General features: G+C 60.2%; 24 protein-coding genes. 14 read left to right on the forward strand and 10 right to left on the reverse strand.

The genetic code is table 11. The features are described 5' to 3' along the window. Positions 1 to 8 precede the first annotated feature (8 nt). The gene (locus HMPREF3142_RS15140; RefSeq protein WP_002914979.1) at positions 9 to 323 is read right to left on the reverse strand and encodes a PTS sugar transporter subunit IIB; all 315 of its coding nucleotides are present in this window, start codon (positions 321 to 323) and stop codon (positions 9 to 11) included. A gap of 177 nt (positions 324 to 500) precedes the next feature. On the opposite strand from HMPREF3142_RS15140, the gene HMPREF3142_RS15145 reads away from it, so the two are divergent. The 4 genes from HMPREF3142_RS15145 to HMPREF3142_RS15160 all read left to right on the forward strand — a co-directional run bounded on the left by HMPREF3142_RS15145 (position 501) and on the right by HMPREF3142_RS15160 (position 7,028). Continuing rightward, entirely contained in the window at positions 501 to 1,772 is a 1,272-nt protein-coding gene (locus tag HMPREF3142_RS15145; RefSeq protein ID WP_004151052.1) for a PTS sugar transporter subunit IIC, read from the forward strand. Positions 1,773 to 2,034: 262 nt separating this feature from the next. Next, complete coding sequence (locus tag HMPREF3142_RS15150; RefSeq protein WP_008806192.1) at positions 2,035 to 3,372, forward strand: maltoporin; 1,338 nt, start codon at positions 2,035 to 2,037, stop codon at positions 3,370 to 3,372. 12 nt (positions 3,373 to 3,384) lie between these two features. After that, positions 3,385 to 5,577 carry a CBM35 domain-containing protein gene (locus HMPREF3142_RS15155; protein ID WP_070612189.1) on the forward strand — a complete coding sequence of 731 codons (2,193 nt, stop codon included), beginning with the start codon at positions 3,385 to 3,387 and terminating at the stop codon, positions 5,575 to 5,577. Between the two features lie 50 nt (positions 5,578 to 5,627). After that, positions 5,628 to 7,028, forward strand: a complete 1,401-nt coding sequence (locus HMPREF3142_RS15160; RefSeq protein ID WP_070612190.1) for a glycoside hydrolase family 1 protein — start codon at positions 5,628 to 5,630, stop codon at positions 7,026 to 7,028. A gap of 53 nt (positions 7,029 to 7,081) precedes the next feature. Here the strand turns inward: HMPREF3142_RS15160 and flhA are convergent, their stop codons facing one another. The 6 genes from flhA to hypA all read right to left on the reverse strand — a co-directional run bounded on the left by flhA (position 7,082) and on the right by hypA (position 12,950). Continuing rightward, a complete protein-coding gene (gene flhA / locus HMPREF3142_RS15165) occupies positions 7,082 to 9,154 on the reverse strand; it encodes a formate hydrogenlyase transcriptional activator FlhA (RefSeq protein ID WP_008806189.1) in 2,073 nt (690 codons plus the stop codon). Between the two features lie 184 nt (positions 9,155 to 9,338). After that, on the reverse strand, positions 9,339 to 10,349 hold the full coding sequence (gene hypE, locus HMPREF3142_RS15170) for a hydrogenase expression/formation protein HypE (protein ID WP_012967354.1): 1,011 nt from the start codon (positions 10,347 to 10,349) through the stop codon (positions 9,339 to 9,341). Continuing rightward, entirely contained in the window at positions 10,346 to 11,467 is a 1,122-nt protein-coding gene (gene hypD, locus HMPREF3142_RS15175) for a hydrogenase formation protein HypD (RefSeq protein ID WP_012967355.1), read from the reverse strand. The genes hypE and hypD overlap by 4 nt, the downstream gene beginning before the upstream one ends. Continuing rightward, entirely contained in the window at positions 11,467 to 11,739 is a 273-nt protein-coding gene (locus HMPREF3142_RS15180) for a HypC/HybG/HupF family hydrogenase formation chaperone (protein WP_002914934.1), read from the reverse strand. The genes hypD and HMPREF3142_RS15180 overlap by 1 nt, the downstream gene beginning before the upstream one ends. Further along, positions 11,730 to 12,602, reverse strand: coding sequence for a hydrogenase nickel incorporation protein HypB (gene hypB, locus HMPREF3142_RS15185; RefSeq protein ID WP_070612191.1), 873 nt, complete (start codon positions 12,600 to 12,602; stop codon positions 11,730 to 11,732). The genes HMPREF3142_RS15180 and hypB overlap by 10 nt, the downstream gene beginning before the upstream one ends. A gap of 3 nt (positions 12,603 to 12,605) precedes the next feature. After that, complete coding sequence (hypA, locus tag HMPREF3142_RS15190; RefSeq protein WP_012540763.1) at positions 12,606 to 12,950, reverse strand: hydrogenase maturation nickel metallochaperone HypA; 345 nt, start codon at positions 12,948 to 12,950, stop codon at positions 12,606 to 12,608. Between the two features lie 209 nt (positions 12,951 to 13,159). Between hypA and hycA the strand changes: the two genes are divergently transcribed. From hycA to hycI, 9 genes are all read left to right on the forward strand, one after another. Continuing rightward, positions 13,160 to 13,609, forward strand: a complete 450-nt coding sequence (hycA, locus tag HMPREF3142_RS15195; RefSeq protein WP_004205645.1) for a formate hydrogenlyase regulator HycA — start codon at positions 13,160 to 13,162, stop codon at positions 13,607 to 13,609. An 82-nt stretch (positions 13,610 to 13,691) separates the two neighbouring features. Beyond that, on the forward strand, positions 13,692 to 14,300 hold the full coding sequence (locus tag HMPREF3142_RS15200; protein WP_004151047.1) for a 4Fe-4S dicluster domain-containing protein: 609 nt from the start codon (positions 13,692 to 13,694) through the stop codon (positions 14,298 to 14,300). After that, complete coding sequence (gene hycC / locus HMPREF3142_RS15205) at positions 14,297 to 16,123, forward strand: formate hydrogenlyase subunit 3 (RefSeq protein WP_012967357.1); 1,827 nt, start codon at positions 14,297 to 14,299, stop codon at positions 16,121 to 16,123. The genes HMPREF3142_RS15200 and hycC overlap by 4 nt, the downstream gene beginning before the upstream one ends. 2 nt (positions 16,124 to 16,125) lie before the next feature. Continuing rightward, entirely contained in the window at positions 16,126 to 17,049 is a 924-nt protein-coding gene (locus HMPREF3142_RS15210) for a respiratory chain complex I subunit 1 family protein (RefSeq protein WP_008806182.1), read from the forward strand. A gap of 16 nt (positions 17,050 to 17,065) precedes the next feature. After that, positions 17,066 to 18,775, forward strand: coding sequence for a formate hydrogenlyase subunit HycE (gene hycE / locus HMPREF3142_RS15215; RefSeq protein WP_004151044.1), 1,710 nt, complete (start codon positions 17,066 to 17,068; stop codon positions 18,773 to 18,775). Between the two features lie 9 nt (positions 18,776 to 18,784). Continuing rightward, on the forward strand, positions 18,785 to 19,327 hold the full coding sequence (locus HMPREF3142_RS15220) for a formate hydrogenlyase complex iron-sulfur subunit (RefSeq protein WP_016161699.1): 543 nt from the start codon (positions 18,785 to 18,787) through the stop codon (positions 19,325 to 19,327). Beyond that, positions 19,327 to 20,094 carry an NADH-quinone oxidoreductase subunit B family protein gene (locus HMPREF3142_RS15225; RefSeq protein ID WP_002914891.1) on the forward strand — a complete coding sequence of 256 codons (768 nt, stop codon included), beginning with the start codon at positions 19,327 to 19,329 and terminating at the stop codon, positions 20,092 to 20,094. The genes HMPREF3142_RS15220 and HMPREF3142_RS15225 overlap by 1 nt, the downstream gene beginning before the upstream one ends. Then, entirely contained in the window at positions 20,091 to 20,501 is a 411-nt protein-coding gene (locus tag HMPREF3142_RS15230; RefSeq protein WP_032731137.1) for a formate hydrogenlyase maturation HycH family protein, read from the forward strand. The genes HMPREF3142_RS15225 and HMPREF3142_RS15230 overlap by 4 nt, the downstream gene beginning before the upstream one ends. Next, positions 20,494 to 20,964, forward strand: coding sequence for a hydrogenase maturation peptidase HycI (hycI, locus tag HMPREF3142_RS15235; RefSeq protein ID WP_012540769.1), 471 nt, complete (start codon positions 20,494 to 20,496; stop codon positions 20,962 to 20,964). The genes HMPREF3142_RS15230 and hycI overlap by 8 nt, the downstream gene beginning before the upstream one ends. On the opposite strand, the gene HMPREF3142_RS15240 is transcribed toward hycI, so the two are convergent. From HMPREF3142_RS15240 to ascF, 3 genes are all read right to left on the reverse strand, one after another. Beyond that, on the reverse strand, positions 20,961 to 21,269 hold the full coding sequence (locus HMPREF3142_RS15240; RefSeq protein WP_070612192.1) for a SymE family type I addiction module toxin: 309 nt from the start codon (positions 21,267 to 21,269) through the stop codon (positions 20,961 to 20,963). The genes hycI and HMPREF3142_RS15240 overlap by 4 nt on opposite strands. Before the next feature lie 181 nt (positions 21,270 to 21,450). After that, positions 21,451 to 22,875, reverse strand: coding sequence for a 6-phospho-beta-glucosidase (locus HMPREF3142_RS15245; RefSeq protein ID WP_008806177.1), 1,425 nt, complete (start codon positions 22,873 to 22,875; stop codon positions 21,451 to 21,453). A gap of 26 nt (positions 22,876 to 22,901) precedes the next feature. After that, on the reverse strand, positions 22,902 to 24,344 hold the full coding sequence (ascF, locus tag HMPREF3142_RS15250) for a PTS cellobiose/arbutin/salicin transporter subunit IIBC (protein ID WP_070612193.1): 1,443 nt from the start codon (positions 24,342 to 24,344) through the stop codon (positions 22,902 to 22,904). Positions 24,345 to 24,611: 267 nt separating this feature from the next. On the opposite strand from ascF, the gene HMPREF3142_RS15255 reads away from it, so the two are divergent. Continuing rightward, positions 24,612 to 25,625 (forward strand): LacI family DNA-binding transcriptional regulator, encoded by a 1,014-nt coding sequence (locus HMPREF3142_RS15255; RefSeq protein WP_070612194.1) that lies wholly within the window; start codon positions 24,612 to 24,614, stop codon positions 25,623 to 25,625. Positions 25,626 to 25,696 lie beyond the last annotated feature (71 nt).

The following is a 25,696-nucleotide window of genomic DNA, read 5'->3' on the forward strand; positions in this document are numbered from 1 at the left end:
ATCTTTCCTTAGTTCTTGTTTTCGATGAGGGAAAGGGCGAAATCAAGGACCGCGGCGCCTTTTTGCATGCCGTAGTCCATCATATTGATGGGTTCGACGCGGATACCGTATTTATCCGCCTGTTTTTGCAGATCCTGCTGCATGTATTTCACCTGCGGCCCCAGCAGCACCACCTGATAATGGCCAACCTGTTCGGCGAACTCCGCTACGCCATAGGCATTGATCTCTACCGGCAGGCCCCGCTGTTCGGCTTCGGCAATCATTTTTTTCATCAGCAGGCTGGTGGACATGCCTGCCGAACAACACAACATTATTTTTTTCATAAGTACCGCTCCTGATGAGGTTGGATGAGCGGACTATAGTCAAAATGGATGCATTACGGAAAGCGCTTTCCGTTTGTGGATTTATTAATTGTGACCATGATCACCTATGGCAGGCTTTCACTTTCCGGTGTTGTGGGCGATCATCCCGGCGAGACAACCATTCGCAAAGGTAGGAGTATGAACATTCAGTTAATGAATGTGGCCGTGGACATCATCGAGCAGCGGCTGGCGCCGCTGGCGAATGTTCTGACGCGCAACAACCACATTACGGCGATGCGCGATAGCTTTGCGCTGGCGATGCCCTTTGTGATTGTTGGCAGCCTGTTGGTGCCCATTTTGTTTCCGCCCGTTTCCATCGACGGCGCCTCGCGTTTCGGCCAGGTCTATTTGCTACTGCGGCCTATCCTGCTGCCGACCTTTCAGTTAACCATTGGCCTGGTGGCGCTGATTGTCGCCTTCGGCGCCAGCGCCAGTCTCGCCAAGCAGTACCGTCTGCCGGAACGGCTCTGCGGTTTAACCGGGTGTCTGGCTTTTCTGCTGTTTATCGGCTTTCGCGAGACTGCGGTGAGCAATGTTTATCTCGGCGGTATGGGGATATTTACCGCTCTGATATCCAGCACCTATTCCATTGAGATAATTCGCTTTTTCTACAAAAAAGGCTGGTGTATTCGCTTGCCTGATGAAGTGCCGCTGATGACCCGCAATGGCTTTCAACTGCTGATCCCGCTGCTGGTGGTGATGCTGTCGATAAGCGTGATGAATGCCATACTGCTGCAGACCACCGGACGCATCGTACCGGAGTTGATCAGCGAAGCGGTGCGGCCGCTGGTGCTGGCGTCCGACACGCTGATGGCGGTACTGATCTCTTTATTTATCTGTAACTTACTCTGGTTTATCGGTATCCACGGCGCGCTGATCATCACCGGGATCATGAACCCCTTCTGGATGACCTATCTGTTTGAAAATCAGCAGGCGCTGGCGGCGGGTTCGCCAACGCTGCCGCATATTTATCTGCAGGGGTTCTGGGATTTTTACCTGCTGATCGGCGGTATTGGCTCCACTTTGCCGCTGGTGCTGATGGCGATGCGCAGCCGCTCGCGGCAGCTGAAAAGCGTGGCAAAAATTGGCCTGCTGCCGTCGCTGTTTAATATCAACGAGCCAATACTGTTTGGTTTTCCGGTAATCATGAACCCGGTTTTTTTACTGCCGTTTCTCTTTGTTCCGCTGATAAATGCCTGTATCGCATGGTATTTAACTCAGCTGGGTATCCTCGACCGCGCGGTGGCGATGCTGCCATGGTCTATGCCTTCCCCGCTGGGGGCAGCATGGTCGGCGAACGGTAGCTGGAAAAATTTGTGCATGAGCCTGTTCGCGATGTTTAACGCCTGGATGCTCTATCGCCCCTTCTTCAAAGTGTACGAACGCCAGCTCGCGGAAACCGAACGCTGACCCCCTCGCCGTCGGCGGCTTATCCCCCGGCGGCACTCATTCACCTGCTCCTCCTTCCGCTCTGCTGCCGGCTCCCGGCGGCATTCTTGTTATTTTATGTGATCAGTCTCACGAATATATTCGTCGCGGAGCGAATTTTGTGAACCAGATAGGCAATTATGGAAAGCGCTTTCCATTAACGGATGTACATTTCCATTTTTGATCCGTAAATTTCCCCTCCGTTATCGGTTCGTGTTAACAAACATAACGTGGGAAAAAAATAATGATAAAGCTGAAACATTCAATACCTCTGGCTCTCCTCTCGCTGGCAGGGGCCAGCAGCCTGGCCTGCGCCGATCCGAAGTATGATTTTGCGCTGCATGGCTATATCCGCTCCGGGATCCTGGCGAACTCCGATGGCAACCGCGCGGACTCCGTCGGCCTGATGCCGGACGGTAAGTGGCGACTGGGCAACGAAGAAGACACCAAGATCGAACTGATCCCCACCGTGACGCTGACGGCGGACAGCGGCGTGGTGGCGAAAGTGCAGGCCAACCTCACTCATCAGTCGAAATGCACCTCCGACTGGAACTGTCAGGATGACGATGGCCATGACGTACAGTTTCGCGAAGGGTTCGCCGAGCTGAGCAATCTGGATTTTGCGCCGGAGATGACCTTCTGGGCCGGTAAGCGCTACAGCAGCTCCAACACCTCCAGCCATCAGTTCGACTGGGAGTACATTCAGTACAACGGCACCGGCGGCGGCTTCGACAACATGGATCTCGGCTTCGCCCGCTTCGACGCCGGGGTGTACGCCTTTTCACCCACCGATGAAACCAAAGCCTACCCGGTGGATAAGGGAGATCAGGGCTACCCGGATGACTATTCCCTCAACCTGTGGCTGAAAAAGATCGCGGGGACAGGCTTCGATCTGGAGCTGATCGGCCACCACATGAACCGTAACGAAAACCACCCGACTTCCGCCGAGAAGGGCTATGGCGTGACCGGTATTTATAACTTTGACGGTTTCTATGGTCTGACCGGAGGCTACTCCCGCCTTGCATTGCAGTACGGGAAAGGGCTGGCGGCGGGTGACTCACTGGGTAAAAACGGCTGGGGCTGGGCCAATCTGGAAAACACTCAGTCCTGGCGAGTGGTGCTGGATAGCGTGGCCTCGATGGGCGACCTGGAGATCTCGACCTTCGCTTTCTGGCAGAAAGATAAAAACTACCGCTGGTGGACGGAAGATGACCATGGCTGGGGACGCTCGATGTGGGTCGCCGGTATCCGCCCTTATCATCAGATCACCCGCAACTTTGCCATGCAGTACGAGCTGGGCTACGAATACCTGGATGACAAAAACTACAAAGGGGTAAACGGCAAAGGCAAAGGCGGCCTGACCAAAGTTACCGTTGCGCCAACCCTGACCTTTGACTCCGGTTTCTGGGCACGCCCGCAGCTGCGCTTCTTCGTCACCTACGCGAAGTGGGATAAAGGTGTCTCCGATGCGCTGGACGGCAACTACAACTGGGATACCAATACCATCACCGCCGGCGGGTATTCCCGCAGTGGCTCTACCGACACCGTTAACTTCGGCGTACAGGCCGAGGTCTGGTTCTAAGGAGAGACAACGATGAAGCCGATGAAAAACCTGCTGCTGATGGGGCTGCTGTCCGCGCTGGGGGCCGGCGGGGCGCTGGCCGCCGAGCGCTCGCACTTTACGCACTTTATCACTCGCGACGGCGCCACCCTCAAGGACGGCGACAAGGTGTTTCGTTTCGCCGGGATCCACGCGCCGGAGCTGCACCGCATTGAAGACGACGCCCGCGGCCCCTGCAGAGCAGACCCGCGCGGCTGGGGACAATACTTTAAATGGCCAACGGCCCAGGAGCAACAAAACTGGATCCAGGCGATGGTGCAAACCGGGGCGAAAGCCCAGCGCGTCTACGTGCTGTCGGTGCAGCAGGAATTTGATAAAGCCTGCGGGCGCGAGACCCATATTCTGGCGCCGGAAACGGCGGACGGCATGCCGCGGCTGAATGAGAAAGCCATGCGGGTGTATGACAACATGATTGCCGAAGCGGATAAACAGGGATTGCGACTGATCCTGCCGTTTATTGACCACTGGTGGTGGTGGGGCGGGCGTGAGCAGCTGGCGGCGTTCTACCACGAAAAAGCGGAAGACTTTTATCGGACCGATAGCAAGACCTTCAAAGCCTATCTGGATGTGATCCGCCAGGTTATCACCCGGACAAATACTGTCACCGGCCGCGCCTATTATGATGAAAAGGCGATCATGGCCTGGGAAACCGGTAACGAGCTGGAGGATACCAACGCCGATTTCCTGCATCAGACCGCGGCGTGGATTAAAAAATGGGCCCCTCATCAGCTGGTGGTAGATGGTACCTATAAGAAAATCAATTCCTTTGCGCTGACCGACCCCAATGTGGATATCGTCAGCAATCACTATTACACCAATGCCGATAATAACCATCCCGGGCAGGTGACGCAGGATCTGCGCGCCGTCGGCGGGCAAAAAGTCTATCTCGTCGGCGAGTTTGGCCTGCTGCCGGCGGATCAACTGAACGCCATTATGCAGTCGATCGTTCACAGCGACGTCAACGGGGCGCAAGCCGCCGGCGGGCTTATCTGGGGCTTCCGTGGCCATCGTCACGACGGCGGCTTCTACTGGCATAAGGAGTCGACCGGGCACTACAGTTACCACCTGCCGGGGTTTGCCAAAGAAGGCGAAGCGAACCAGGAGCAGGCGGTGGTCGATCTGGTGCGCACGGCCGCGGCGCAGATGGCCGGGCAGCAGACGATGGCGCCGCTGCCGAAGCCGGACGCGCCTTTGCTGCGCGAGACCACCTCGCCCTTCGCGATCAACTGGATGGGAGCCGCGGTGGGACGCAGCTACGATGTCGAACGCGCCGCCTCGCCGACCGGGCCGTGGACGGTGGTGGGCCGGGATATCTCCGATGGCGTTAACGAATGGAATCCGGAAACCATGGTTCTGTTCCGCGACGATTATCGTCAGCTTCAGCTCGGGCATACGTATTACTACCGGGTGACGGCGAAAAACGAGAGCGGTCGTTCGGCCCCTTCCAATGTGATTAGCGTGCAGCATAGCGAGGAGAATCAGCCGCCGGTTGTCACGCTGGAACCGGCCCTAACCACCACGCAGGACCAGGGCGTCGAGCTTACAGCCAGCTGGCAGGACGATGGCCTGCCGTCGCGAGAGGTTAAGGTGGGCTGGCAGCACGCCGGCGATGGCCAGGTGCATTTCTGCCATGCCGATCGGGCTCAAACCCGGGCCTGGTTTACGACGCCAGGTACCTATGCGCTGACGTTCACGGCGGACGATGGGCTGCTGAAAAGCAGCAAAACCGTGACCGTGACGGTGGGCGAAGCGACGGGGAAAGCGCCAGCGGATTTTTGTCGTTATTACGGCGAAGTTTATGGCGTGGCTGAGGGTCGGCTGACGGTGATGAAGAGTGATAAAGACGCGCTGACAGTTGGCGAGGACGGCTTCCTCGGCCCATTTGCCAACGAGGGGGATAAGATCAGCTGGCAGGTGCAGGCGCCGTGGAGCGGTCAGTTCCTGCTCAATGTAACCTTCAACGGCAAATGGGGCGGTAAGCAGAACTCATTTGTCGTCAACGGGGGCGCTCCGCAGGCCGTGGCCTTCCCGCAGACGGATGAGCAGGGCCAGCAGTTGCGGATACCGGTGACGCTTAACGCGGGGACTAATCAGATTGACTTCGGCCGCTTCGCCGGCGACTGGGGCTATATGTTCATTAAATCGATCGAAGTGGTCGCAGAGTAGTACGTTCAGGCTGCGCCAGACGGGCGCAGCCTTTTTTCGAAGGAGAGGTTATGCAGCAATATCAGTTTCCGCAAGGGTTTCTGTGGGGGGCGGCGGCGTCCGGCCCGCAAACGGAAGGGGTCACCAATAAGCGCCATCGTTCCATCTGGGATAGCTGGTTTGCCGAACAACCGGAGCGATTTTATCAGCAGGTAGGGCCGCAAACCGTATGTGATACTTATCATCAGTATCCGCAGGACGTGGCGCTAATGAAACAGACCGGCTTCAACTCGTTTCGCACCTCGATACAGTGGTCACGACTGATCGCTGATTTGGAAACCGGTGCGCCGGACCCGGACGCGGTGCGTTTTTATCACGCCTATCTCGATGAGATGATCGCCAACGGCATTGAGCCGATGATCAATCTCTACCACTTTGATATGCCGGAAGCGCTGCAGAAACAGTACGGCGGCTTTGAATCGGCGCACGTGGCCGAGCTGTTTGCCCGCTTTGCCCGCACCGCCTTTAGCCTGTTTGGCCATAAGGTTAAATACTGGATAACCTTCAACGAGCCGATTGTGCCGGTTGAGGGGGGCTACCTGTACGACTTCCACTATCCGTGTAAGAAAGATGGCCGGCTGGCGGCGCAGGTGGCGTTTAACATTATGCTGGCGCACGCCAAAGCGGTAACGGCTTATCGTGAACTGGCGCTGGCGGGCAAGATCGGCGTGGTGCTCAACCTGACCCCGAGCTATACCCTCACTGACAGCGACGCGGATAAAAAAGCCGCCGGGTATGCCGACCTGTTTTTTAACCGCAGCTTCCTTGACCCGCTGGTAAAACATGAATTCCCCAAAGCGCTGTGCGAGATCCTCGCCGCCCACGACTGCCTGCCGACGACCAGCAAAGACGACGTGGCGTTGATCCTCAGCGCGGATATCGATTTTCTTGGGGTGAACTATTACGTGCCGCGGCGGGTAAAAGCGCGTGAGGGCGAATATGATCTCGATTATTTCACCCCGGAATACTATTTCGAAAACGCGGTGAACCCGCAGGGCCGCTTTAATCCCTATCGTGATAACAACGAGATCCTGCCGCAGGCGATCTATGACATTGCCGCCAATATTCGCGATAACTACGGCAACATTAAGTGGTATCTCGCGGAAATCGGCATCGCGATGGATCGACAATCAGAGGGAGAGCCCGGGGCGGACGGGGTGATAGACGATAATTTCCGCATCCAGCTGATGGAGGAGCATCTGGTGCAGCTGCACCGCGCCATTGCCGACGGCGCGAACTGCTTTGGCGTACACCAGTGGACGTTTATCGACAACTGGTCGTGGATCAATGCCTTCAAACGACGCTACGGCTTCTGGCGACTGGATCTGGAGACCGGCGAGCGACAGATAAAACGCAATGCGCTGTGGTTTGCCGAACTGGCGACCAGCAACGGTTTTACCAGCGATAAATAGCGCGCGGCGCCAGCGCTCCCTCTCACCGGCGCGGAAAGGGGGAGCGCACGAGGTTACACCAGTTCGTCTTTATTAATACCCAGCCGCTTCATGCGCGACAGGAGCGTGGTGCGCTTGAGCCCCAGCCGCTGGGCGGCGCCTTTCGGCCCGGCCACCACGCCGTTGCTCTCCTTCAGCACCCGGACGATCAGCTGATATTCATCCTCACCTTCCTCAGGCAGGACCGCCGGCGTTCGAGGAACTTCCACGATCTCCCGCTCCGGCAGGGAGAGCTGCAGTACGTTGCCGCGGGTGAGTAACACCGCCCGTTCGATAACGTTTTCCAGCTCGCGCACGTTGCCCGGCCACTCCATCCGCGTCAGGGTGCGCAGGGTTTCCGCCGGAATGCTGTCGATGTTGCGCCCCATGCGGCGGGCGATTTTAAAGGTAAAGGCCTTCACCAGCAGCGGAATATCGTCGGGACGTTCGCGCAGCGGCGGCAGGTGGATGGGGAACACGTTGAGCCGATAGTAGAGATCGCTGCGGAATTCCCTGTCGATAACCATCTGCTTGAGATCGCGGTTGGTGGCGGCGATCAGCCGGACGTCGGTCTGGATCAGCTTGTTGCTCCCCAGACGTTCGAACTCCTGCTCCTGGAGGACGCGCAGCAGTTTAGGTTGCAACTCCAGCGGCATATCGCCCACTTCATCAAGGAACAGGGAGCTTTTGTCCGCCAGCTCGAAGCGGCCGATACGCTGGGCGCTGGCCCCGGTGAACGCGCCGCGTTCGTGGCCGAACAGATCGCTCTCCAGCAGCCCGGCGGGCATCGCGGCGCAGTTCATCTTCACCATCCGTCGACCGTTACGCCCGCTGAGGTTGTGGATGGCGCGGGCGATAAGCTCTTTACCGGTGCCGGTTTCGCCGAGGATCAGCACGGTGCTGTCGCTGTGCGCCACCATCTCGACCTGTTTGAGCACATTGTTCATCGCCTCGCTGCGGCCGATGATCTCGCCGAATTCGCTCTCGACATTATTGAGCTGCTCGGTGAGGGCGAGGTTCTCATCCACCAGCCGCTCTTTCAGGCGCTGAATTTCGCGGTAGGCGAGGGCGTTATCGATAGCGATCGATACCCGCTCGGCGATCTGCCGCAGCAGCTTGAGATTGGTGGTGGTGAAGACCTGTTCGTCGCACTGCGCCAGCTTCAGCACCCCGAGCAGGGTATTGCCGGACATCAGCGGCAGCAGGCACAGGGTCTGGATCTTATTGCCCCACATCTCGAAGAGCATTTTCTCATACGGCGCGAGGGTGTCATGCTCGTGCAGGTTGAGCAGCAGCATCTCTTTGCTTTTGAACACGCGCTCGGTGAGGGTACCAGCTTCATCCACCTCGCTCTGGTCGTGGACGGGATGGCTGGCGTCAAGATAATGCGTGGAATAGATGTTGAGCTTCCCTTTGCGGTCGCTGCGCAGCACCACGCTGATGGCGTCGATCCGGAAGTAGCGATGGATCTCTTTCGCCACCTCGCTGACCAGCTCGTCGATATCCAGGCGTGAGAGCACCGCGTTGGTGATCGCCACCAGGATGCGAAAGTTGTCGCGCTCGTGGCACAGCAGATCGTAATCGACGTTATTGCTGACCCGGTTCTGAATTTGCTCGGTGACGACGGCGACGATCTGCGTGAAGGTATGCAGCCGCTGGAACTCTTTCTCGCTCCACGGCCGGTTGTCACGGCGCAGAAATTCACAGCCGCCGAAGATCCGCCCATCAGCCGCCAGCGGCAGCAGCGAGTAGTACCCGAACGGGCGATAAAGCCCGCTGCGGATAAGCTGCGGCCAGGTGTCGGCAAAGGTCTCGTGGTCGCAATGCAGGGCATCCGGCCGGGAGAGTAAGCGGCGCACCGGACCGTGGGCGAGCACGGTTTCGTCCTCGTAGCTCACCGGGTGACCGGCTTCATCGCAGGCGTACCTGGCCGCGCGGTGGTTACCCGCGTTCCACAGGATGATGGCCGCCTCGTCGGCGAGCGCAGACTGTTGCACCAGGCGGGTGAGAGTTTCGCTCAGCGCGGCCAGATCGGGCTGCTGTAATAAAAGCCGGGTGATATCGAACAGCCCTTGCTGGCCGAGATCGCTCATCGGTGTATACGACATTGCTTACGTCCAAAACGCGCCGACAACGTGGCGCATAAGAAAATGATGGTACAAATAATAGTATGTTAATAAAGCGGTTATTGCCGCTTTAACCCCGGCTCGCGCTGCGCTTAGCCGGGCTACGTGCGCGCAGTTTTGTAGCCCGAATAAGGCGCCAGCCGCTATCCGGGACCCGACGCCGTCGTTAACAAATTCTCGGCAGCGGCTCGGCGTGGGGAAGATCGAGCGTACGCTTCACGCCGTACAGCCCAACGGAACGCACGCCCGGGCGGTCGACCACTTCGCCGATTATCGCCGCATCGCGTCCCAGTGGGTGAGACCGCAAATGCGCTAGCACGTTTTCCGCGGCCTCGCGGGCGACGGCGAGCACCAGTTTGCCTTCATTGGCGAAGTTCAGGGCGTCCAGCCCAAGCAGTTCGCAGACGCCGCGCACCGTATCGTTGACCGGCAGCGTTGCCTCCTGCAGTTCGATGCCGCAGCCGCTGGCGGCGGCGAACTCATGGGCGACGGCATTGACCCCGCCGCGGGTGGCGTCGCGCAGAGCTTTCACTCCACTCAGTGGCCGCAGGGTCTGGATAAGCGGCGTCAGCACCGCGCAATCGCTGGACAGCGCGCCGTCCAGCCCCATCTGCTCGCGCAGGTTAAGGATGGTGGCGCCATGATCCCCCAGCGTGCCGCTGACCAGCAGCACATCACCGACGCTAATCTGCTGCGTCCCCCAGCGAACGTCCGCCGGGATGGCGCCGATGCCGGCGGTGTTAATAAACAGCTTATCCGCCGCGCCGCGCGGCACCACTTTAGTGTCGCCGGTGACGATGGCGATCCCTGCCGCCCGGGCGGTGTCGGCCATGCTGGCGACCACCGCTTCCAGGGTGGCCATCTCCAGCCCCTCTTCGAGAATAAAGCCGCAGGAAAGATAGCGGGGGATGGCGCCGCTGACCGCCACATCGTTGGCGGTACCGCAGACGGCCAGCTTGCCGATATTGCCGCCGGGAAAGAACAGCGGGTCAATCACGTAGCTGTCGGTGGAGAAGGCGAGGCGGTCCCCCTGGGCGGCGAGCGCCGCCAGATCGAGGCGCGCCTGATCCTCCTGCTCCGCCAGCCAGGGGTTGGCGAAGGCCTGCATAAACAGGTCGCCGATCAGCTGCTGCATTGCCTGACCGCCGCTACCGTGAGCTAACTGGACGCTTTTCATGCTTCATTTTCCTGACTGCGATATTGATACCAGGCGGCGCAGGCCCCTTCTGAGGAGACCATCAGCGCGCCAAAGGCGCTTTGCGGATTGCAGGTGCGGGCGAAGAGCGGGCACTGGTGCGGTTTACAGCGGCCGGTCAGCACCTCGCCGCAGCGGGCCCGCGGGTCGTCGCACACGCGCTGCGGCGCCGGGCGGAAATGCGCCTCGGCATCGAAGCGCTGATAGGCTGGCGTAAGCTGCACGCCGGAGTCGCTAATGACCCCCAGGCCGCGCCATTCGCTGTCGCCATCCAGGCGAAAGACGTCGGCCATCGCCGCCTGCGCCAGCGGGTTGCCGGCATCCGGCACCACGCGACGGTACTGATTTTCCACATCGCTGCGCTGCGCTATTGTCTGCTCAACCAGCATCACCGCGCCTTGCAGTAGATCAAGCGGTTCGAAACCAGCGACCACTAAAGGACGATGATAGTCGCTGGCGATAAAGCCGTAGGCTTCGGTGCCGATCACCATACTGACGTGGCCCGGGGCGAGAAAGGCGTCGATACTGTTGTCCGGCTGATCCAGCAGGCTGCGCAGGGTCGGCAGCAGGGTGATGTGCTGGCAGAAAAAGTAGAAGTTATCGACGTTGCGCTCCCGCGCCTGACGCAGGGTGAGGGCGGTGGCGGGCATGGTGGTTTCGAAACCGAGGCCGAAAAAGACCACCTCACGCTGCGGGTTTTGCTGCGCCAGCCGCAGGGCGTCCATCGGCGAGTAAACGATGCGGACATCGGCGCCGCGGGATTTCGCCTGCAGCAGCGAGCCGTTTTTACCTGGCACGCGCATGGCGTCGCCGAAGGTGCAGAAGATGACCCCCGGACGGCTGGCAATCTCAATGCAGGCATCGATGCGCCCCATCGGCAGGACGCACACCGGGCAGCCTGGCCCATGAATAAATTCGATATTCTCCGGCAACAGCTGGTCGAGCCCGAATTTAAAAATGGCATGAGTATGGCCGCCGCAGACCTCCATGATGCGTAGCGGTCGCGCGGCGGTGTGCGGCAGCAGACGCGCACGCTGCTGAAGATGCGCCACCAGCTGCATCACCTGTTCGGGGGCGCGGTATTCGTCAACGTAACGCATTATCGCTCCTCGCCATACAGCAGCGCGCCGACGTCCGGCTCCACATCGAACATATTTTGCAGCGCCTCGAGAGTGTCGCGCGCTTCGGCTTCATTGATCACGCTCATGGCGAACCCAACGTGCACCAGCACCCACTGGCCGAGACGCGGCTGACCCTGCTCGTCAACGGCGCCCACCAGCGTCAGGTCGACGTCGCGCTGAATGCCACAGACTTCCACCTTCGCCAGCACGCCGTCGATGGCGCAAATTTGTCCCGGAATGCCTATGCACATCGCTGCGTCTCCAGCCAGGTGAGCCACTGCTCCATGCCTTCGCCGCTGGTGGCCGAGAGGAGAATAATCTCAATATGCGGATTGACCTCACGGGCGCAGGCCAGGCACTTCTCAACTTCGAAATTGAGATACGGCAGCAGGTCGACTTTGTTGAGCAGCATCAGGCTGGCGGCGGCAAACATATGTGGATATTTCAGCGGTTTGTCTTCGCCTTCGGTGACCGACAGCACCGCCACCTTATGGCGTTCGCCGAGATCAAAGCTGGCCGGGCAGACCAGGTTGCCGACGTTTTCGATAAACAGAATGCCGTGGTCAGCCAGCGGCAGACGCGGGGCGGCGTCGGCGATCATCTGGGCGTCGAGATGGCAGCCTTTCCCGGTATTGACCTGAATCGCCGGGGTGCCGGTGGCGCGAATGCGGGCGGCGTCATTGACCGTTTGCTGATCGCCTTCAATCACCGCGCAGTCGGCGCGTCCTTTCAGCCGGGTGAGGGTTTCGGTCAGCAGGGTGGTTTTACCGGAGCCGGGGCTGGAAACCAGATTCAGCACCAGCTGCTGTTTCGCCGCAAAGCGTGCGCGGTTGCGCGCCGCCAGACGGTTGTTTTTATCCAGCACGTCGATCTCCACTTCCAGCATCCGCCGCTGGCTCTGCCCCGGGGCGTGAGTCCCAGCCTCGCCATGGCCGTAATGCAGGTCGCCCTCTGGCGTGCGGGTGGGGGCGAAGTGATCGGTTTTGACACCGGTGATGGTCATCGTCTGGCGTGGGGCGGGCGCGAAGGGGGCGCTGCGGAACGCGGAATGCGGGTTTCGTTCGTCTCCTTCAATATAGAGGTTGCCTTCGCCACAGCCGCATGTTGTACACATAGTTTACTCCAGTTCTAAACGCTGAATCTGTAAGCCGTCATCCGCCACGATCTGTAGCTGGTCGTTATTGCAGAGCGGGCAGCGGCGGACGTGCTGCGAGACAAGATGGACGTACTGCTGGCAGCGTTCGCACCAGCATTCAGCCTGTTGTTCGGCGATATGCAGTTCGCACCCCTCCGCCAGCGTGCCGCGGCAGACCAGCTCAAAGCAGAAGGTCAGGGCGCTGGCTTCCACGCAGGAAAATGCGCCGACCTTGAGCCACACGCCGGTCACCCGTCGCGCGCCGGCCTGCTGCGCCTGTTGTTCAATAATTTCCAGCGCCCGCTGGCTGAGGGTGATTTCGTGCATAGTCGCCTCCGTATCGCAATGCGCCTTGTATGCAATAACGATGCCAGAATGAAATCGTCGTGGCCGTCGATGTCGATGTCGACGCCCCGGGGCTGTCATCGACATGTCACGTCGGCAGGGATGAATACAAAAACATAGTTAAATCAATTAAATAAAACCTGGCATGAAAAATGCTTAGAGGGTGCATCTCATGCAACGGAGAAACCGATATGACTATTTGGGAAATAAGTGAAAAGGCGGATTACATCGCCGACCGTCACCGGCAGCAGCAGGAGCAGTGGCACATCTACTGTAACTCGCTGGTTCAGGGGATCACCTTGTCGAAGGCCCGCCTGCATCACGCGATGAGCTGCGCGCCGGATAAAGAGCTGTGCTTCGTGCTGTTCGGCCATTTTCAGGTGTTTGTCGCGCTGGCGGAAGGCTTTAACAGCCACACCATCGAATACTACGTCGAAAACAAAGGCGGCGGTGATAAGTACCTGATTGCTCAGGCCACTCTGGCGGCAGATGGCACGGTGGACGGGCGGATCAGCAACCGCTCCCGCGACCAGGTGCTGGAGCACTATCTGGCGATTATCGCCACCGTCTATGACCGTCTGTATGACGCCATGGAGCAAGACCAACCGGTGGATTTAAGCCATCTGGCCCTGACCCACTGATCGCGAGGTGTCGACACGTGTCGAAAATGACACCTGCGCAACCTGATTTCGTCAAAAATGACTTTCACCCGAGGATGACCCGGTGAACCGTTTTGTAATTGCTGACTCCACTGTCTGTATCGGCTGCCGCACCTGCGAAGCCGCCTGCTCTGAGACGCATCGCCAGCACGGCCTGCAGGCTATGCCGCGGCTGCAGGTGATGCGTAATGAAAAAGAATCGGCACCGCAGATGTGCCACCACTGCGAAGATGCCCCCTGCGCCACCGTCTGCCCGGTTAACGCCATCCAGCGCGTCGATGGCGCCGTCCAGCTCAACGAGAGCCTGTGCGTAAGCTGCAAACTGTGCGGCATCGCCTGCCCGTTTGGCGCCATCGAATTTTCCGGCAGCCGTCCGCTGGATATTCCGGCCAATGCCAATACCCGACTGGCGCCCCCCGCGCCGCCGGCGCCGGCCCGCGTCAGCTCGCTGCTCGACTGGGTGCCCGGCGTGCGCGCCATTGCTGTGAAATGCGACCTCTGCCACTTCGATGACCAGGGCCCGGCCTGCGTGCGGACCTGCCCGACCAACGCGCTGATGCTGGTGGATAGCCGGGATATCGCCCAGGCCAGCAAGCGTAAACGCCAGCTGACCTTTAATACCGACCTTGGCGACTTGTCGCTGTTCCAGGCGCAACAGGGGGAGAGGGAATGAGTGTAATGGGATTAGTCAATCAGGCGGTGATGTGGTACGCCGCCAGCGCCGTGCTGGCCTTTGTGTTTGCCATGCGTAAACCGCTCAGCGGCGCTATTGCCGGGATCGGCGGCGCGGTGGCCAGCGCCATGCTGGTGGTTGCCGGCGGCGCCGCGCTCTTGATGCCGGAACGGATCCACGGCGGCATGCTGCAGTTTCTGCATCTGACGATGCGGGTGGGCGGTGTCAACGCGCTGTGGCTGCTGGCCATCGGCCTGTCGGCGCTGCCGGTGTCGCTGTTCAATATTAGCTGGCATCGCCATCCGCAGGTGAAGGCCAACGGCCTGCTGGTCAACCTGCTGCTGGCCGCCGCCACCTGCGCGGTGGTGGTGACCAATATCGGTTCGCTGGTGGTGATGGCGGAGATCATGGCGCTCTGCGCGGCCTTTCTCACCGGCTGCGCCGCTTCCGGTAAGCTGTGGTTTGCCCTGGGGCGTCTCGGCACGTTGCTGATGGCCTGGACCTGCTGGCTGGTGTGGTCGACCTACGGCACCCTCGAGCTGGCGCAGATCAACCTGCAGGCGGTGGATATGATGCAGAACCCGCTGCTGTGGCTACCGGGGCTGGTGGGTTTCGCCCTGCTGGCCGGGGCGATCCCGCTGCACGGCTGGGCGCCGCAGGCTCACGCCGGGGCCAGCGCGCCAGCCGCCGCGCTGTTTTCCACCGTGGTGATGAAGGTCGGTCTTTACGGCATGCTGACCGTCTCGCTGGCCGGCGGCGTGCCGCCGCTGTGGTGGGGCGTCATGCTGCTGGCGCTGGGGATGATCACCGCCTTTATCGGCGGGCTGTATGCCCTGATGGAGCATAACATTCAGCGTCTGCTGGCCTATCACACCCTCGAGAACATCGGCATCATCCTGCTGGGGCTGGGCGCCTTTGTTACCGGCGTGGCAACCCGCAACAGCACGCTGATGGTGCTGGGTTTTATCGGCGGTATGTATCACCTGATTAACCACAGCCTGTTCAAAACCACGCTGTTCCTCGGCGCCGGGGCGGTGTGGTTCCGTACCGGCCATCGCGATATCGAGAAGCTGGGCGGCATCGGTAAAAAAATGCCGTTGATCTCCCTCGCCATGCTGGTAGGACTGATGGCAATGGCGGCCCTGCCGCCGCTGAACGGCTTCGCCGGCGAGTGGGTTATCTACCAGTCCTTCTTCAAAATGAGCACCGGCGACCTGTTTATTGGCCGTCTGCTGGGGCCGCTGCTGGCCGTCGGCCTGGCGATCACCGGCGCACTGGCGGTGATGTGTATGGCGAAAGTCTATGGCGTGACCTTCCTCGGCGCGCCGCGGACGAAAGAGGCGGAAAACGCCACCTGCGCCCCCTGGCTGATGACCCTGAGCGTAATACTGGCGGCGGTCTTCTGCCTCGTTGGCGGCATCGCCGCGCCGTGGCTGCTGCCGCTGGTGAGCGGCGCCTTCCCGGTGCAGGCTCAGGTATCGAGCGTGGTATCGCAGCCGATGATCGCGCTGCTGCTTATCGCCTGCCCGCTGCTGCCGTTCCTGCTGATGATCTTCTTTAAAGGCGATCGCCTGGCGGCGCGCTCGCGCGGCGCGGCGTGGGTCTGCGGTTACGACCACGAGCAGTCGATGGTGGTAACGGCCCACGGCTTTGCCATGCCGGTGAAAGAGGCCTTTGCGCCGTTGCTGAAGCTGCGTCACTGGCTGAACCCGGTGCGTCTGGTGCCGGGCTGGCAATCGGCCTCGGCGCCGGCGCTGCTGCGCGGGATCGCGCTGGTTGAGCTGGCGGTGCTGGTGGTGATTGTCATTTCGCGAGGAGCCTGAGAATGAGTCTGTTAATTGCATTGCTACAGGCGCTGGTGCTGTTTGCCGTCGCGCCGCTGTTGTCCGGGATCGTTCGCGTCGCCCGCGCGCGGCTGCATAACCGCCGCGGACCGGGGGTACTGCAGGAGTATCGCGATATCCTGAAACTGCTGGGCCGTCAGAGCGTCGGTCCTGACGCCTCTGGCTGGGTGTTCCGCCTGACGCCGTACGTCATGGTCGGCGTGATGCTGACCATCGCCACCGCGCTGCCGGTGGTGACGGTGGACTCTCCGCTGCCGGTGCTCGGGGATCTCATCACCCTGATCTACCTGTTCGCCATCGCCCGTTTCTTCTTTGCTATTTCCGGTCTGGACACCGGCAGCCCGTTTACCGCGCTGGGCAGCAGTCGCGAAGCGATGCTCGGCGTGCTGGTGGAGCCGATCCTGCTGCTGGGCCTGTGGGTGGCGGCGCAGGTCGCCGGCTCGACCCATATCAGCACCATCACCGATACCCTTTACCACTGGCCGGCGGCGCACAGCATTCCACTGATTCTGGCGCTGTGCGCCTGCGCCTTCGCCACCTTTATCGAGATGGGCAAACTGCCGTTCGATCTGGCGGAAGCGGAGCAGGAGCTGCAGGAGGGCCCCCTGTCGGAATACAGCGGCAGCGGCTTTGGCATCCTGAAGTGGGGCATCAGCCTCAAACAGCTGGTGGTGCTGCAGATGTTTGTCGGGGTCTTTTTCCCGTGGGGCCAGATGACCAGCTTCAGCGTCGGCGGCCTGCTGTTGGCGCTGGTGGTCGCTGTCGTCAAGCTGGTAGTCGGGGTGCTGATTATCGCGTTGTTTGAAAACAGCATGGCGCGTCTGCGTTTTTGTGCCACCTCCCGCGTCACCTGGGCCGGGTTTGGTTTCGCCTTTTTAGCTTTCGTCTCCTTGCTGGTGGCGTGATTAAGAGAGTTTGAGCATGTCTGAAGAAAAAATCGGTCAACACTATCTTGCGGCGCTGCACCAGGCCTTTCCGGGCGTGGTGCTGGACGAAGCCTGGCAGACCAAAGACCAGTTAACCATCACCGTGAAGGTCAACTACCTGCCGGAAGTGGTGGAGTTTCTCTACTACCAGCAGGGCGGCTGGCTGTCGGTGCTGTTCGGCAACGATGAACGTAAGCTCAACGGCCACTACGCGGTCTATTACGTGCTGTCGATGGAGCAGGGCACCAAATGCTGGATCACCGTGCGCGTGGAAGTGGACGCCAACAAACCGGAATACCCGTCGGTGACGCCGCGTGTCCCGGCGGCGGTGTGGGGCGAGCGCGAAGTGCGCGATATGTACGGCCTGGTGCCGGTCGGCCTGCCGGACGAACGTCGTCTGGTGCTACCGGACGACTGGCCGGACGAACTCTATCCGCTGCGCAAAGACAGCATGGACTATCGCCAGCGTCCGGCGCCGACCACCGACGCGGAAACCTACGAGTTCATTAACGAGCTCGGCAGCAAGAAAAACAACGTGGTGCCGATCGGCCCGCTGCACGTCACCTCTGATGAACCTGGCCACTTCCGCCTGTTCGTTGACGGCGAGAACATTATCGATGCCGACTACCGCCTGTTCTACGTCCATCGCGGGATGGAAAAGCTGGCGGAAACCCGCATGGGCTATAACGAAGTGACCTTCCTGTCGGACCGGGTGTGCGGCATCTGCGGCTTCGCCCACAGTACCGCTTACACCACCTCGGTGGAGAACGCGATGGGCATCGTGGTGCCGGAGCGGGCGCAGATGATCCGCGCCATTCTGCTGGAGGTGGAACGCCTGCACTCGCACCTGCTGAACCTCGGTCTGGCCTGCCACTTTACCGGCTTTGACTCCGGCTTTATGCAGTTCTTCCGCGTGCGCGAAACCTCAATGAAGATGGCGGAAATTCTCACCGGCGCGCGTAAAACCTACGGCCTGAACCTGATCGGCGGGATCCGCCGCGACCTGCTGAAAGAGGACATGATCCAGACCCGTCAGCTGGCGCAGCAGATGCGCCGCGACGTGCAGGAGCTGGTGGATATGCTGCTCAGCACGCCGAATATGGAACAGCGTACCGTCGGTATTGGCCGTCTGGATCCGGAAATCGCCCGCGACTTTAGTAACGTCGGCCCGATGGTGCGCGCCAGCGGCCACGCCCGCGACACCCGCGCCGACCACCCGTTTGTCGGCTACGGCCTGCTGCCGATGGAAGTCCACAGCGAGCAGGGTTGCGACGTGATATCTCGCCTCAAGGTGCGGATCAACGAGGTTTATACCGCGCTGAATATGATTGATTTCGGTCTCGATAACCTGCCGGGCGGCCCGCTGATGGTGGAAGGGTTCACCTATATTCCGCACCGCTTCGCACTGGGCTTCTCCGAGGCGCCGCGCGGCGACGATATCCACTGGAGCATGACCGGCGACAACCAGAAACTGTATCGCTGGCGCTGCCGGGCGGCGACCTACGCCAACTGGCCGACCCTGCGCTATATGCTGCGCGGCAACACCGTTTCCGATGCGCCGCTGATCATCGGCAGCCTCGACCCGTGCTACTCCTGTACCGACCGCATGACCGTTGTCGACGTACGCAAGAAGAAGAGCAAAGTGGTGCCGTACAAAGAGCTGGAGCGCTACAGCATCGAGCGTAAAAACTCGCCGCTGAAATAAGGAATCGCCATGTTTACCTTTATTAAAAAAGTTATTAAGACCGGCACCGCGACGCACGCCTACCCGCTGGAGCCGATGCCAGTGGACAAAAACTTCCGCGGCAAGCCGGAGCATACGCCGCAGCAGTGTATCGGCTGCGCGGCCTGCGTGAACGCCTGCCCGTCGAACGCCCTGACGGTCGAGACCGATCTGGCCACTAAACAGCTGGCGTGGCAGTTCAACCTCGGGCGCTGCATCTTCTGCGGCCGCTGTGAAGAGGTGTGCCCGACGGCGGCGATTAAGCTGTCGCCGGAGTATGAGCTGGCGGTGTGGAAGAAAGAGGATTTCCTCCAGCAGTCGCGCTTCGCTATCTGCCACTGCCGGGAGTGCCAGCGTCCGTTCGCGGTGCAGAAGGAGATCGACTACGCCATCGCGCTGCTCAAGCATAACGGCGATACCCGCGCCGAGCTGCACCGCGAAAGCTTCGAAACCTGCCCGGAATGCAAGCGCCAGAAATGCCTGGTGCCGTCCGATCGTATTGAACTGACCCGCCATATGAGGGAGGCCAGCTGATGAGTACTTTACTTGGCCCGCGCGATGAAAACGGCATTCCCGTGCCGATGACGGTGGATGAATCCATCGCCAGCATGAAGGCCTCGCTGCTGAAGAAAATTAAACGTTCGGCCTACGTCTACCGCGTCGACTGCGGCGGCTGCAACGGTTGCGAAATTGAAATCTTCGCCACCCTTTCGCCGCTGTTCGACGCTGAACGCTTCGGGATCAAGGTGGTGCCTTCGCCGCGCCATGCCGATATCCTGCTGTTTACCGGGGCGGTGACCCGCGCCATGCGCTCCCCGGCGCTGCGCGCCTGGCAGTCGGCGCCGGATCCGAAGATCTGTATCTCCTACGGCGCCTGCGGCAACAGCGGCGGCATCTTCCACGACCTGTACTGTGTCTGGGGCGGTACCGATAAAATCGTACCGGTCGATGTCTATATTCCGGGCTGCCCGCCGACGCCCGCCGCCACCCTGTACGGCTTCGCCATGGCCCTCGGCCTGCTGGAGCAGAAAATCCATGCTCGTCTGCCAGGCGAACTCGACGAACAGCCGACCGAGCTGCTGCATGCCGATATGGTGCAGCCCCTGCGGGTGCGCATCGATCGCGAAGCGCGGCGTCTGGCGGGCTATCGCTATGGCCGGCAGATTGCTGACGACTATATGCGTCTGCTCGGCCAGGGCGACAGCCAGGTGCTGCGCTGGCTGGAGGCGGAGAAAGATCCGCGTCTGACCGAGATCGTCACCCATCTCAACCAGGTGGTCGAGGGGGCGCGTATCCGATGAGCGAGACGGTGGTGTTCAGTCAGCTGAGCCGTAAATTTATTGATGAGAACGACGCCACGCCGGATCAGGCGCAGCAGGTGGTCTATTACAGCCTGGCGATTGGCCACCACCTCGGCGTCATCGACTGTCTCGAGGCGGCGCTGAGCTGCCCGTGGGAGGCGTATCTGGCATGGATCGCCACCCTTGAGGCCGGGAGCGCCGCGCGGCGCAAAATGGAGGGCGTGCCGAAGTATGGCGAAATCGTCATCGACAGCAGCCATGTGGCGATGCTGGCCAACGCCTTTGATAAAGCGCAGTCCGCGCAGACCCCGCAGCAGCAGGCGTGGAGCAAAACCCTGCTCAGCATGCTGCATGATATTCACCAGGAGAGCGCCATCTACCTGATGGTGAGGAGATTACGTGACTGACGTTTTACTCTGTGTTGGCAACAGCATGATGGGCGACGACGGCGCCGGCCCGCTGCTGGCGGAGATGTGCGCGGCGAACCCGGCCGGCCAGTGGGTGGTCATCGACGGCGGCAGCGCGCCGGAAAACGACATCGTGGCGATCCGCGAATTACGCCCCGAACGCCTGCTGATTGTCGATGCCACCGACATGGGCCTTAACCCCGGTGACATTCGCGTCATCGATCCCGACGATATCGCCGAGATGTTTATGATGACCACCCATAACATGCCGCTCAACTATCTGGTCGATCAGCTGAAAGAGGACGTCGGCGAGGTGATTTTCCTCGGCATTCAGCCGGATATCGTCGGTTTTTATTATCCGATGACCCAGCCGGTAAAAGAGGCCGTTGCCCGGGTGTACCAGCAGCTGACAGACTGGCAGGGCCAGGGCGGCTTTGCCCGGCTGGAGGCCGCAGACGATTAACCCAGCGGCGAACCGGGCTCTCCGCCGGCGCACGACTGACCTGCCGGGAGCCCCGTTCCCGGCGGCGCCAGATCAAGATTCTCTATCACTAATTTCCCGGGCGACACCGAGACTCTGACCTGCGTGCCGACCGGAAACCCCGCCTGCTCCAGCCAGTCGCCGTTCAGGCTCAGGGCTGCGTGGCGGGTGTAGCGCCGCGTCTCCCGCGTTTTGCGGTCCTCATGGCGTTTTCTGACATATCCCACGGTTAACTGGCGAATGGCCCTGGCTATCCCTCTGGCTGCGGTAGTGTGCTGTGCGCTCATGATGTGCTCCTTGCTGAAGATACCCCTGTAAAAGTACTGGATAAAATACCAGTTATTGTGAACAGGAGGCAAACCAGAAACTGGAATCAGGCTCGAGAAAAAAGCATGTAATAGATGCAACAGAAAGCAGACGCCCGTCCCCCGTTTATCGCGGGGAATGGGCGCGCGTGGGCGAGGACGCTTAGTCGAGATCGGCGCCGTTGCTGGCTATCACCTTCTGGTACCAGAAGAATGACTTTTTACGCTTACGCGCCAGGGTGCCGTTGCCGGCATCGTCGCGATCGACATAGACAAAGCCGTAGCGCTTGCTCATCTCGCCGGTTGACGCTGAGACCAGATCGATGCAGCCCCAGCTGGTGTAGCCCAGCACCGGAATACCGTCGCCGATAGCGTCGCGCATTGCCCTGATGTGCTCGCGCAGGTAGCTGATGCGATAGTCGTCATTGATGTCGCCATTGGCATCGATCTCATCGCGGGCGCCAAGCCCGTTTTCCACCAGGAACAGCGGTTTCTGATAGCGGTCGTACATCATGTTCATGGTGATGCGCAGGCCCAGCGGGTCGATGCCCCAGCCCCATTCGCTGGCCGGGATGTGCGGGTTCTTCAGCGACTTGACGATATTGGCGGCATTGGTGTTGCTGGCGTTCATCTCCGCCGAGGCGCAGCGCGACGCGTAGTAGCTAAAGGAGACGAAATCGACGGTGTTTTTGAGGATCTCGTCATCGCCCGGCTGTTTCGCAATCGTGACCCCTTTTTCCCGGAACACCCGCGCGGCCCACACCGGATAGGCGCCGCGCGCCTGGACGTCGATAAAGAACAGATTTTCGCGGTCCTTCTCCAGCGCCATCCACACATCTTCCGGCTTGCAGGAGTAAGGATAGAAATTGCCGCCCGCCAGCATGCAGCCGACCTGATTTTGCGGGTTAATCTCATGGGCGATTTTTGTCGCCAGCGCGCTGGCCACCAGCTCGTGATGCGCGGCCTGGTACTTCACCTGCTCCTGATTTTCACCCTCTTCAAACACCAGCCCGGCGCCGGAGTAGGGGCTGTGCAGCATGATGTTGATTTCATTGAAGGTGAGCCAGTATTTCACCAGACCGTCAAAAGCTTCAAAGCAGGTGCGGGCGTAGTGGCTGAAAAAATCCACCATTTTGCGGTTGCGCCAGGAGCCGTACTCCATCACCAGATGCATCGGCACGTCGAAATGACACAGCGTGACCAGCGGCTCGATACCGTGCTTTTTGCACTCCTCAAACAGTGAGCGATAGAAGGCGATGCCCTGCGGATTCGGCTGCTGCTCGTCGCCGCGCGGGAACAGGCGGCTCCAGGCGATGGAGGTGCGAAAGACGCTGAACCCCATCTCGGCCATCAGGGCAACATCTTCTTTATAGCGATGGTAAAAATCGATCGCCTCATGGCTGGGGTAAAATTCGTCTTCACGCAGCGTAAAGCGCTTCTCCAGGCCTAATTTTACCGGCAGGCGGTGAGCGCCGTGGGGGAGGGTATCCACGGTGGTCAGCCCCTTACCGCCTTCAAGATAAGCGCCTTCAGACTGGTTGGCGGCCAGTGCGCCGCCCCATAAAAATCCCTGTGGGAAACTCGCCATGCATTACCTCATTATCAATTGTGTGTTCAGGCGTGGGATGCCTGGGCCCGGGCCTGGCGCGCTCTGGCGTCGGCAGCGGCCTGTTCAACGGGAATATCTTCAAAGCCGAGGATCAGCGTCAGGGCAAACGACAGCACCACCGACAGCGCCATCACGCCAAATACCCAGACGATAGTCATCGGATTGGCTGGATCGAAAAACTGCACGCTGGTAAACAGCCCTGGCGCCGCCATCGAATGGCTGGCCAGACCGGCGATTCCCGCCACCGCGCCGCAGATAAAGCCGCTGATTAAGCTGGCGATCAGCGGGCGCTTCAGGCGCACCGCCACGCCGTACAGCGCCGGTTCGGAAATCCCGGCCAGAATCGCCGATGCAGCGGCGGCCAGCGCCGTCTGGCGCAGCTCCGGGTTTTTGGTTTTCCACGCCACCGCCAGCGACGATCCGCCCAACGACAGGTTGGCGCCGATCTCCGATGGCATCACCATGCCCTCTTTGCCGGTTTCGGCGATGGTCTGAATGATGGTTGGCGTAAAGACGCGGTGCATCCCGGTCATCACCAGCAGTGGCCACAGCCCGCCCATGATCGCCACCGACAGCCAGCCGAGATAGCTGTGGATCGTATACACCAGCGCGGAAATGGCGCTACCGATCCAGATCCCCAGCGGGCCAATCAGCAGGATCGCCAGCGGGGCGGCGATCAGCACGATCAGCATCGGCTTAAGGAAGTTTTTCGTCACCGCCGGGGTAATGCGATCCACCCAGCGCTCGATATACGACAGGCACCAGGTCATCACCAGCGCCGGGATCACTGTATAGGTGTATTTCACCGCGGTAACCGGAATAAAGGCGAATTCAACGTGTTCGCCCTGGGCGGCTTTGGCCATCAATTCGATAAACCCGGGATGCACCAGCACCCCGGCGATGGCGATAGCCAGCGACATATTGATTTTGAATTTCACCGCCGCGGAGGCGGCCACCATCAGCGGCAGGAAGAAAAATGCGCCATCGCCGATAAGCGCCAGAAGTATCAGCGTCGGCGAGCCTTTCGGCAGCGCGCCGCTCATCTCGAGGATCATCGCCAGCAGCTTGACCATCGATCCGCCGATAATCGCCGGGATCAGCGGCGACATGGTACCGATCAGCGCGTCAAGGATCCCGGCGCCGATGCGTTTCAGGGTTAGCGGCGCTTTGCCCTGCGGCTCAGCCGGGCGCAGGTCGCCAGGCAGCAGATTCACCACCTCGCGGTAGGCCTGGGAAACGGTATTGCCGATGATCACCTGGCATTGGTTATCGCTGCGCACAACGCCGAGTACCCCGGTCAGGCCTTTCAGGGTGGGGCTATCGACCTTTTCGTCGTCTTTGACCACGAAGCGCAGACGGGTCATGCAGTGGGTCACGGCGGCGACGTTATCGACTCCGCCGATTGCCGCGACTATCTGTTGCGCCAGGGCTGCATAATTTTTCGACATCGGATTTTATCCTGTTTATCAATAGGGTACTGATCTGCTACCGCGCCGCATCGCCGGGCGATACCATGTTTATATAGGAAACCGGTTCCACAAAATCATGGTGAGTTTCATTTGATTTCACAAGAAATAAAAAAAGATGATCTCAATTTTGTGATTTTGATCGCGAAGCGTCGCCGTGAGCCGGATCGCGGTGGTGAACAGGGGAATGCTGTAAAAGCGGGAAACGTGCAGTACACTGCCTGCAACTTTTGCAACAGGAAGAATCACATGGCAACGATGCTGGAGGTCGCAAAGCGCGCGGGGGTATCGAAGGCAACCGTTTCGCGGGTACTGTCGGGCAACGGCTATGTCAGTCAGGAGACCAAAGACCGGGTGTTTAAGGCGGTGGCGGAGAGCGGCTACCGGCCTAATCTGCTGGCGCGCAACCTGGCGACTAAAACGACGCAAACCCTGGGCCTGGTGGTGACCAACACCCTGTACCACGGCGTCTATTTCAGCGAGCTGCTGTATCACGTGGCGCGGATGACGGAAGACAAGGGACGACAGCTGATCCTGGCCGACGGCAAGCACAGCGCGCAAGAGGAGCGGGAGGCGATCCAGTACCTGCTGGATCTGCGCTGCGATGCGATCATCATCTACCCGCGCTTTCTCACCGTTGACGAGATGGACGAGATCGTCGAGAACCACTCGCAGCCGATCATGGTGCTTAACCGCCGCCTGCGCCGCCACGCCAGCCACTGTGTCTGGTCCGATCAAAAAGCCTCGGCGATGCGGGTGGTGGAGCGGCTGATTGCGCTTGGCCATCGCGATATCGCCTTTATTACCGGCTCCCTTGACTCACCCACCGGCGTCGAACGCCTTGCCGGCTACAAAGACGCGCTGGCTGGCCACGGCATCGCCCTGAACGAGGCGCTCATCGCGGAGGGGCGCTGGACGCCGGAAACCGGCGCGGCGGCGGTGGAGAGCCTGCGTCAGCGCGGGGTGACCTACAGCGCGCTGGTGGCGAGCAATGACGATATGGCTATCGGGGCGATGAAGCAGCTTCACCAGCTGGGCGTAAAGGTTCCGGATCAGGTCTCGTTGGTGGGGTTTGACGATATTGTGCTGGCGCCGTATATGGTGCCGTCGCTCGCCAGCGTTCGGGTACCGGTGACGGAGATGATTAAAGAGAGCATCAATCGGCTGATATTTATGCTGGATGGTGGGGAATTCAACTTTCAGCAGAGTTTCCCCGGGGCGCTAATTGAGCGTGATTCACTGGTGGCGGGTCCCTGTGCCTGACGTCGTCAGCTGTCATCGTCACTACTGACGATGACAGCAAATGTTCGATTTAATTCTCTTAACTATCAATG

The organism is Klebsiella sp. HMSC16C06, from assembly GCF_001808325.1.
Classification (GTDB): domain Bacteria; phylum Pseudomonadota; class Gammaproteobacteria; order Enterobacterales; family Enterobacteriaceae; genus Klebsiella; species Klebsiella variicola.

What these genes read in the sequence shown, in the direction of transcription:
- HMPREF3142_RS15140 (WP_002914979.1), bottom strand. Translation starts at nt 323, where the DNA reads ATGAAAAAAATAATGTTGTGTTGTTCGGCAGGCATGTCCACCAGCCTG.
- HMPREF3142_RS15145 (WP_004151052.1), top strand. Translation starts at nt 501, where the DNA reads ATGAACATTCAGTTAATGAATGTGGCCGTGGACATCATCGAGCAGCGG.
- HMPREF3142_RS15150 (WP_008806192.1), top strand. Translation starts at nt 2,035, where the DNA reads ATGATAAAGCTGAAACATTCAATACCTCTGGCTCTCCTCTCGCTGGCA.
- HMPREF3142_RS15155 (WP_070612189.1), top strand. Translation starts at nt 3,385, where the DNA reads ATGAAGCCGATGAAAAACCTGCTGCTGATGGGGCTGCTGTCCGCGCTG.
- HMPREF3142_RS15160 (WP_070612190.1), top strand. Translation starts at nt 5,628, where the DNA reads ATGCAGCAATATCAGTTTCCGCAAGGGTTTCTGTGGGGGGCGGCGGCG.
- flhA (WP_008806189.1), bottom strand. Translation starts at nt 9,154, where the DNA reads ATGTCGTATACACCGATGAGCGATCTCGGCCAGCAAGGGCTGTTCGAT.
- hypE (WP_012967354.1), bottom strand. Translation starts at nt 10,349, where the DNA reads ATGAAAAGCGTCCAGTTAGCTCACGGTAGCGGCGGTCAGGCAATGCAG.
- hypD (WP_012967355.1), bottom strand. Translation starts at nt 11,467, where the DNA reads ATGCGTTACGTTGACGAATACCGCGCCCCCGAACAGGTGATGCAGCTG.
- HMPREF3142_RS15180 (WP_002914934.1), bottom strand. Translation starts at nt 11,739, where the DNA reads ATGTGCATAGGCATTCCGGGACAAATTTGCGCCATCGACGGCGTGCTG.
- hypB (WP_070612191.1), bottom strand. Translation starts at nt 12,602, where the DNA reads ATGTGTACAACATGCGGCTGTGGCGAAGGCAACCTCTATATTGAAGGA.
- hypA (WP_012540763.1), bottom strand. Translation starts at nt 12,950, where the DNA reads ATGCACGAAATCACCCTCAGCCAGCGGGCGCTGGAAATTATTGAACAA.
- hycA (WP_004205645.1), top strand. Translation starts at nt 13,160, where the DNA reads ATGACTATTTGGGAAATAAGTGAAAAGGCGGATTACATCGCCGACCGT.
- hycC (WP_012967357.1), top strand. Translation starts at nt 14,297, where the DNA reads ATGAGTGTAATGGGATTAGTCAATCAGGCGGTGATGTGGTACGCCGCC.
- HMPREF3142_RS15210 (WP_008806182.1), top strand. Translation starts at nt 16,126, where the DNA reads ATGAGTCTGTTAATTGCATTGCTACAGGCGCTGGTGCTGTTTGCCGTC.
- hycE (WP_004151044.1), top strand. Translation starts at nt 17,066, where the DNA reads ATGTCTGAAGAAAAAATCGGTCAACACTATCTTGCGGCGCTGCACCAG.
- HMPREF3142_RS15220 (WP_016161699.1), top strand. Translation starts at nt 18,785, where the DNA reads ATGTTTACCTTTATTAAAAAAGTTATTAAGACCGGCACCGCGACGCAC.
- HMPREF3142_RS15225 (WP_002914891.1), top strand. Translation starts at nt 19,327, where the DNA reads ATGAGTACTTTACTTGGCCCGCGCGATGAAAACGGCATTCCCGTGCCG.
- HMPREF3142_RS15230 (WP_032731137.1), top strand. Translation starts at nt 20,091, where the DNA reads ATGAGCGAGACGGTGGTGTTCAGTCAGCTGAGCCGTAAATTTATTGAT.
- HMPREF3142_RS15240 (WP_070612192.1), bottom strand. Translation starts at nt 21,269, where the DNA reads ATGAGCGCACAGCACACTACCGCAGCCAGAGGGATAGCCAGGGCCATT.
- HMPREF3142_RS15245 (WP_008806177.1), bottom strand. Translation starts at nt 22,875, where the DNA reads ATGGCGAGTTTCCCACAGGGATTTTTATGGGGCGGCGCACTGGCCGCC.
- ascF (WP_070612193.1), bottom strand. Translation starts at nt 24,344, where the DNA reads ATGTCGAAAAATTATGCAGCCCTGGCGCAACAGATAGTCGCGGCAATC.
- HMPREF3142_RS15255 (WP_070612194.1), top strand. Translation starts at nt 24,612, where the DNA reads ATGGCAACGATGCTGGAGGTCGCAAAGCGCGCGGGGGTATCGAAGGCA.